This window comes from Pseudomonas sp. B7(2017), from assembly GCF_002112745.1.
In the GTDB taxonomy this organism is placed as follows: Bacteria; Pseudomonadota; Gammaproteobacteria; order Pseudomonadales; family Pseudomonadaceae; genus Aquipseudomonas; species Aquipseudomonas ekonensis.
Map to the genome: position 1 here is coordinate 141,541 of NZ_NEIP01000014.1, position 7,393 is coordinate 148,933.

At 63.0% G+C, this 7,393-nt stretch carries 8 protein-coding genes; 3 read left to right on the top strand and 5 right to left on the bottom strand.

Going from position 1 to position 7,393, the window contains the following annotated elements:
- The first annotated feature begins 4 nt into the window (after nt 1–4).
- Nucleotides 5–1,813 (top strand): aminopeptidase P family protein, encoded by a 1,809-nt coding sequence (locus tag CAG29_RS22305; RefSeq protein WP_085695151.1) that lies wholly within the window; start codon nt 5–7, stop codon nt 1,811–1,813.
- On the opposite strand, the gene CAG29_RS22310 is transcribed toward CAG29_RS22305, so the two are convergent.
- Nucleotides 1,806–2,714: a LysR family transcriptional regulator gene (locus CAG29_RS22310; RefSeq protein ID WP_085640427.1), complete on the bottom strand. Its 909-nt coding sequence runs from the start codon at nt 2,712–2,714 to the stop codon at nt 1,806–1,808. The genes CAG29_RS22305 and CAG29_RS22310 overlap by 8 nt on opposite strands.
- A 118-nt stretch (nt 2,715–2,832) precedes the next feature.
- Between CAG29_RS22310 and CAG29_RS22315 the strand changes: the two genes are divergently transcribed.
- Nucleotides 2,833–3,828 (top strand): zinc-dependent alcohol dehydrogenase family protein, encoded by a 996-nt coding sequence (locus CAG29_RS22315; RefSeq protein ID WP_085695152.1) that lies wholly within the window; start codon nt 2,833–2,835, stop codon nt 3,826–3,828.
- Here CAG29_RS22315 and CAG29_RS22320 read toward each other — a convergent pair.
- A complete protein-coding gene (locus CAG29_RS22320; protein ID WP_085695153.1) occupies nt 3,825–4,415 on the bottom strand; it encodes a 2-hydroxychromene-2-carboxylate isomerase in 591 nt (196 codons plus the stop codon). The two genes, CAG29_RS22315 and CAG29_RS22320, sit on opposite strands and share 4 nt — an antisense overlap.
- A gap of 32 nt (nt 4,416–4,447) precedes the next feature.
- Nucleotides 4,448–5,176 carry an SDR family oxidoreductase gene (locus CAG29_RS22325; RefSeq protein ID WP_085695154.1) on the bottom strand — a complete coding sequence of 243 codons (729 nt, stop codon included), beginning with the start codon at nt 5,174–5,176 and terminating at the stop codon, nt 4,448–4,450.
- Nucleotides 5,177–5,266: 90 nt separating this feature from the next.
- Here CAG29_RS22325 and CAG29_RS22330 point away from each other — a divergent pair, with 90 nt between their 5' ends.
- A complete protein-coding gene (locus CAG29_RS22330; protein ID WP_085577897.1) occupies nt 5,267–5,836 on the top strand; it encodes a TetR/AcrR family transcriptional regulator in 570 nt (189 codons plus the stop codon).
- A gap of 8 nt (nt 5,837–5,844) precedes the next feature.
- Here the strand turns inward: CAG29_RS22330 and CAG29_RS22335 are convergent, their stop codons facing one another.
- Together CAG29_RS22335 and rhtA are read right to left on the bottom strand one after the other, a co-directional pair.
- Nucleotides 5,845–6,126 (bottom strand): hypothetical protein, encoded by a 282-nt coding sequence (locus CAG29_RS22335; RefSeq protein WP_085577896.1) that lies wholly within the window; start codon nt 6,124–6,126, stop codon nt 5,845–5,847.
- Between the two features lie 168 nt (nt 6,127–6,294).
- On the bottom strand, nt 6,295–7,182 hold the full coding sequence (gene rhtA, locus CAG29_RS22340; protein WP_085695155.1) for a threonine/homoserine exporter RhtA: 888 nt from the start codon (nt 7,180–7,182) through the stop codon (nt 6,295–6,297).
- Between the last annotated feature and the right edge of the window lie 211 nt (nt 7,183–7,393).

A 7,393-nucleotide genomic window follows, 5' to 3' on the forward strand; every position in this document is an offset into this window, starting at 1 on the left:
CATGATGAGTACCCAGACTTTGACCGACGGATCGGTTCCCCAGCGCCTGGCGCACACCCGTGAACTGATGCGCCGCGAAGGCATCCATGCGTTGCTGGTGCCGTCGGCCGACCCGCACTTGTCAGAGTACCTGCCGGGCTACTGGCAGGGCCGGCAATGGCTGTCGGGGTTCCACGGTTCGGTCGGTACGCTGATCGTCACCACGGACTTCGCCGGCGTCTGGGCCGACAGCCGTTATTGGGAACAGGCGACCCAAGAGCTCAACGGCAGCGGCATCGAACTGGTCAAGCTGCAGCCGGGCCAGCCGGGACCGTTGGACTGGCTGGCCGAACAGACGCCGGAAGGCGGCGTGGTGGCGGTCGATGGCGCGGTGATGGCGGTGGCGTCGGCACGGACCCTGGGCAGCAAGCTCGAGGCCCGCGGCGCCCGTCTGCGCACCGACATCGACCTGCTGGATGAAGTCTGGAGCGACCGTCCGCAACTGCCCGACGCACCGGTCTATCAGCACCTGTCGCCGCAGGCCACCGTCAGCCGTGGCGAGAAGCTCGCCCGACTGCGCGAAACCCTCAAGGAGCGCGGGGCCGATTGGCATTTCATCGCCACCCTCGACGACATCGCCTGGCTGTTCAACCTGCGCGGCGGCGATGTGTCGTTCAACCCTGTGTTCATCTCCTTTGCCCTGATCAGCCAGCAGCAAGCCACGTTGTTCGTGGCCTTGGGCAAGGTCGACGCCCACCTGCGCGCCGTGCTGGAACAGGACGGCGTGACCCTGCGCGATTACAGCGAAGTCGCCGATGCCTTGCGCGCGGTGCCGGACGGGGCGAGCCTGCTGGTGGATCCGGCGCGGGTCACCAGCGGTCTGCTGGGCAATCTCGACAGCGGCGTGAAACTGGTCGAAGGCCTCAATCCGACCACGCTGGCCAAATCGCAGAAGAGCCAGGCCGATGCCGAACACATCCGCCGGGCCATGGAGCAGGACGGCGCGGCGCTGTGCGAATTCTTCGCCTGGCTGGAATCCGCCTGGGGCCGCGAGCGCATCACCGAGCTGACCATCGACGAGAAACTGACCGCCGCCCGCGCGCGTCGTCCGGACTACGTGTCGCTGAGCTTCAACACCATCGCGGCGTTCAACGCCAACGGTGCCATGCCGCACTACCACGCCACCGAGCAAGCGCACGCGGTGATCGAGGGCGACGGCCTGCTGTTGATCGACTCCGGCGGCCAGTACCTGGGCGGCACCACCGATATCACCCGGATGGTGCCGGTCGGTACGCCGAACGCCGAGCAGAAGCACGATTGCACCCGGGTGCTCAAAGGCGTGATCGCTTTGTCGCGGGCCCACTTCCCCAAAGGCATCCAGTCGCCGCTGCTCGACGCTATCGCCCGGGCGCCGATCTGGGCCGACAACGTGGAGTACGGTCATGGCACCGGCCATGGCGTCGGTTACTTCCTCAACGTCCATGAAGGCCCGCAGGTGATCGCCTACCAGGCGGCGCCGGCACCGCAGACCGCCATGCAACCGGGGATGATCACCTCCATCGAACCGGGCACCTACCGTCCGGGACGCTGGGGCGTGCGCATCGAGAACCTGGCGATGAACGTCGAAGCAGGCAGCAGCGAGTTCGGCGAATTCCTCAAGTTCGAAACCCTGACCCTGTGCCCGATCGACACGCGCTGCCTGGAGCCGTCCTTGCTGACCGAGGATGAAAAACAGTGGTTCAACGCCTACCACGCCCAAGTGCGCAAGCGCCTGAGCCCGCTGCTCGACGGCGCGGCGCTGGCTTGGCTGAACGCCCGCACTGCGGCTATCTGATCGGCGTCAACTCGGGCGCTGTCGCCAGCGCCTGAGCCATGAAGTCGACGAATGCGTGGATCCTGGCGGACTGGCGACGGTTCGCCGGGAACACCGCGTGCATCGGCAGCGGTTGTGTGCGGTAGTCCTGCAACAGGGCGACCACCCGGCCCGCCTTCAAGTCTTCGCTGAACAGCCAGACCGGCGACAGCGCAATCCCCAACCCACCCAGCACCATTTCACGGATGGCCTCTGAGTTGTTGCTCTGGGCGTTTCCCTGGATGCGCACCTCGTGGCGCTGTCCGTCCCTTTCGTAAGTCCACAGGTTCTGGCTGCTGAGCAGGTTGAATTGCAGGCAGTTGTGCCGGCGCAGATCGGCGGGCGCAAGCGGTGCGGGATGTCGCTCCAGATAAGCCGGCGCGGCGACCGTGATGCGGTGGGTAAGGCCGATGGGGCGGGCGATCATGCCGCTGTCGCTCAATGCGCCGATTCTCAGGCTGACGTCCAGGCCTTCGCTGACCAGATCCTGGTTCTGGTCACTGAGTTGCAGATCGATCTGCACCTGCGGGTAGTGTTCCAGAAACGCCGCCAGACGCGGCGCGATCTGCAAGCGGCCGAAGCTGACGGACGAGCCGATCCGCAAGGGGCCCGCAACGGTTTCCCGGCCGGACTGAAAGCTGTGCTCGGCAGCATCCACCGCCGCCAGGATGGTTCGGCATTCGTTGTAGTAGCGCTGGCCTTCATCGGTCAGCGACAGCTTGCGCGTGCTGCGGGCGATCAGCTTGCCGCCGAGCTGGCGCTCGAGCGCGCGCAGGACTTTGCTGATGGTCGGCTGTGTGGTCTGCAGCTCACGGGCCACGGCGGAAAAACTGCCGCGTTCGATGACCCGGACGAAAATCGACATCGCGTGGAGTTTGTCCATGGGAAGCAGCGCTCATTCATGCTGTATTGGCATGGTTACTATAACGATACGGCGTCTTATCGGCATGGATTGGTTGCGAGAGGATGATTCCACTCTCTTTCAGACAGGAAATGCCGAAATGACTGACTCAATGCACATGCGCGCGCTGATGGTTGAAACCCCAAACGGTTCGCTACGCTTGGTTTCGCTGCAACGTCCCACGCCACGTCCGGGAGAAGTGCTGGTGCGGATCAAGGCCAGCGGCGTGAATCCGTTGGACCTGAAAGTCCGTGCGGGCCAAGCCGCCCATGCCCGGCAGGCGCTGCCGGCGGTGTTGGGCATCGACCTTGCCGGTGTGGTCGAGGCGGTAGGCGAAGGCGTTCTCGGCTGGGTGCCGGGTGACGAGGTGTATGCGATGGCCACGGGGATTGGTGGCGCCCAGGGCTCGTTGGCCGACTATGCAGCAGTGGACGCGCGACTGCTGGCACGCAAGCCCTCGAACCTGTCCATGCGTGAGGCGGCCGGTTTGCCGTTGGTGGTCATTACGGCGTGGGAGGGGCTGGTGGATCGCGCTCATGTGCGCGCCGGGCAAAAAGTGCTGATCCATGGGGGAGCAGGCGGGGTCGGGCATGTGGCCATTCAGCTGGCGCGGGCCTTCGGGGCGGATGTGTTCGCCACAGGTTCTGCCGGGCAGCGGTCAATCATCGAAGGGGGCGGCGCGACATTCATCGACCGACAAACCCCGGTGGAAAGTTACGTGAACGAACACACGGCGGGGGAGGGCTTTGACATCGTCTATGACACGGTGGGCGGCGAAGCGCTGGACGCCGCCTTCAAGGCCGCGCGGGTGTATCACGGGCATGTGCTGAGTTGCCTGGGATGGGGGCAGCACAGCCTGGCGCCGCTTTCGTTCCGGGGCGCAACCTATTCCGGCGTGTTCACCCTGCTGCCGCTGTTGACCGGCCACGGACGTGAACATCACGGGGACATCCTGCGGCAGGTTGCGCAAATGATCGAAGCGGGGCGTCTGCGGCCGATGGTCGACCCTCGTCGGTTCTCCCTGGAAACCGCCGAAGACGCCCACGGGGTGCTCGCATCGAAAGCGGCCCGTGGACGCTTGGTGATCGAACTCTAACGCAAGGCCTCTGTGACAAAGTCCAGCCGGTCCTGACCGAAGAACAGCTGGTTGCCGATGAACATGCTCGGGGCACCGAACACACCTCGCTTGACGGCGGTTTCAGTGTTGTCCTTGAGGGCAGCCTTCACGGCTTCGTCGTTGGTCAGTGCCAGCACATCCTCCGGGTTGAAACCGTGCTCGGTCAGCACGGCCGCCACCGTTGCGGGTTCGTCGAGGCAACGGCCCTCGACCCAGAGGGCGTTGAACAGGCAATCGACGAACGCCTGGAACCGCTCCGGATGGCGCAATTGCATGCCGGTGACGGCGCGCATCAGGGTCAACGTGTTGATCGGGAAGTGAGGGTTGAACTTCAGCGCAACGCCGTAACGTCGGGCATAACGGTCCAGATCCTCGAACATGTAGCGTCCCTTGGCCGGAATCGTGGCCGGGGAGGCGTTGCCGGTGGCCTTGAATACGCCGCCCAGCAGCATCGGGATGTAAACCAGTTGGCTGCCGGTTTCGGCGCAGATCTTCGGCAGCTGCGTGTAGGCCAGATAAGTGGCGGGGCTGCCGAGGTCGAAGTAGAACTCCACGGTTTTGCTCATGGGTGCGGCACTCCTGATTGTTGTTATGGACGTTACCAGCGTTCGCTCCAGGGGCGCAGATCCAGCTCGAATGTCCAGGCGTCCCGGGGCTGGCTGTGCAGATACCAGTAATTTTCGGCAATGTGCTCGGGGTCGAGGATCCCGTCCTGTTCCTTGGTTGCGTATTTCTCGGGGAAGTTGTCGCGGATGAAGTCGGTGTCGATGGCGCCGTCCACCACGACGTGGGCGACATGGATGTTCAAGGGGCCCAGTTCTCGGGCCATGCTTTGCGCCAAGGCCCGGATGCCGTGCTTGGCGCCCGCGAACGCGGCAAAGCCGGCGGCGCCGCGCAGGCCGGCGGTGGCGCCGGTGAATAGGATAGTGCCCCGGCGGCGGGTGACCATGCGTTTGGCCACCTCCCGGGCATTGAGGAAACCCGAGAAACAGGCCATTTCCCAGATCTTGAAATACTTGCGTGCGGTTTCGTCGAGGATGCTGCACGGTACATTGGCGCCGATGTTGAAGACAAACGCTTCAATCGGGCCCAGACGGGTCTCGATGTCCTCGACCAATGCGATCACGTTTTCTTCCTTGCGCGCATCGCAGGCAAAGCCATGGGCTTGGCCGCCTTCGGCGTGGATGGCTTCCACCAAAGGTTGCAGCTTGTCGGCGCTGCGGCGGGTGACGCAGGCCACGAACCCTTCCTTGGCGAAGCGCCTGGCAATCGCGCCGCCGGTGGCATCGCCTGCGCCGACGACCAATACGACCTTCTTGTTGTTCATGGGTATCCCCTTTATTAAACGATCGTTAAGTGAACGAACGTTATGCTAGGATCCTGGCAGCGTCAAGGCAGTCAATCGCGGAGTACGAAAATGCGTTATTCAGCCGGTCACAAGCTCGAAACCAAGGAAAAGCTGCTGCACAGCAGTGCGTTGTCGGCGAAAAGGTCTGGCTTTTCCACGGTGGGCGTCGACGGTCTGATGAAGGCGATCGGACTGAGCGGCGCGGCGTTCTACAGCCATTTCTCATCCAAGGACGCGCTGTTCGCGGCCATTGTCGAGCGTGAGCTCGGGCAAAGTCTCGAGCGGTTGGGCGGGCAGGGTACGCAGGATCGCAAGCGGCTTGAGCGTTGCCTGAAGCAGTATCTGAGCATGGCTCATGTCGAACAGCCTGAGTCCGGCTGTGCGATACCGGCATTGGGCGCGGAGATCGCGCGTTCCGAGAGCGGGGTGCGTGAGCAGGCCGAGCTGTGGATCGGCAGGCTTCAGCAGAGTTGGGCGCAGACGTTGGGAAGCGAGAGCCTGGCCTGGGCGATTCTGTCGCAATGCGTGGGCGCATTGGTGGTTGCGCGGATGCTGGCCAGCACGGACATGCAGAAGAAAGTGCTGGGCGCCAGTCATGAGGAAATCAGTCGGCGGATCGCAGCTCAATTCGCGGAGTAGGTGCCCGCTTACTTGCAGATGACGATCATGCTGCGGCTGGTATAGCCGGCGGGATTGAGGCCGAAGGGATAGTCACCGGGCTCTTCCACGGCATCCCCTGATTTTGCGATCACCTTGTAGCCTTTGGGAGCGCAGGCGTTGGCGGCGCTGGCGTAGCACTTGTCCCAGGAGGACGAGAGTCCGGAACAGTTTATGTGCAGGCCTTTCTTGCCATGCTTGACCTGGGTTTTCGTGGTGGCTGCACAACCCGCGATTGCGAGTACGGCGATCAGTATCAAAATCTGTTTCATTAACGTCCTTAATCGCGGCGCCGAGTCTGGTGCTCGATTCTGCCTGCATTCGCTCACGTTTGAAGCGTTGTGCCGTCCCTGTCTGAAAAATCCATGCCTGGCATTGGGTTACGCGCTTTAACATGGCCTAAATGCGCGCCAAATGCCAGACCTTCGTCAAATCCTGTCTCAATCTGCCGCAACGGCAGGCTTGGCTGTGCTGCCCATGGTCATGGTCGCACCGACGGAGGCCAGGATAATGCACAGAATCGCCATCCATTGTGACAACGACAGGTACTCCTGCAGGAAGAGCAGGCCGGACAACGCGCCGAACGCGGGCTCGATGCTCATCAGGGTGCCGAACGTACGGGCAGGCATGCGGGTGAGGGCAACCATCTCCAGGGTGTAGGGAAGGGCTGTGGACAGGATGGCCACGCCGATCGCCACCGGAATCAGAGAGGGGGTCAGCAGTGCTGTCCCGGCGTGGATGATTCCGATGGGGGCGACGAACAGTGCGGCGATCATGACGCCCAGCGCGGCGGTCGTCACGCCGTTGTCGGCACCGGCCTTCTGGCCGAAGAGGATGTACAGCGCCCAGCAGACGCCGGCGCCCAGGGCGTACCCGGTACCGATCAGATCGATGCCGGCCGTTGTCGCCCCGGTCGGGATCAGCAGCAGAAGTCCGGCGGCGGCCAGTGCGATCCAGAGAAAGTCGATGGCCCGGCGGGAAGCATAGATGGCGACGGCCAGCGGGCCGGTGAACTCCAAGGCGACGGCGATGCCGAGCGGTACGGTGCGTAGCGACATATAGAAGAGGAAATTCATGCCCCCCAATGCCATGCCGTAAACAATGACGGTGCGTAGGGATTGGGCCGTCAGCTTCACTCGCCAGGGACGCAGCAGCAGAACCATGATGACGCTGGCGAAAATCAGGCGCAGGGTGGTGGTGCCCTGAGCGCCGACCACGGGGAACATGCTTTTGGCGAGAGAGGCGCCGGACTGGATCGAAGCCATGGCTATGAGCAGCAGGCCGACCGGAAAGAGAATCGAGGCAAGGCTGCGGGAGTGGTCGTTCATCGCTGGGCAGTGTCCGAGTTGAAGATAGGCTTGGGTTGCGCAATATAGTGCGCATTCGCCGTGTGGGCGTCTATATGCAGCGCGGCCTTTTTAAGAATGTTGATAGAAAAGAGAAATTAACGGTTGACGGTAGATTTCAGTTCTCTATAATTCGCCCCACTTCCGGCGCAGTCGAAACGGAAAACTCCTTGAGATTCAACGAGTTACGAAG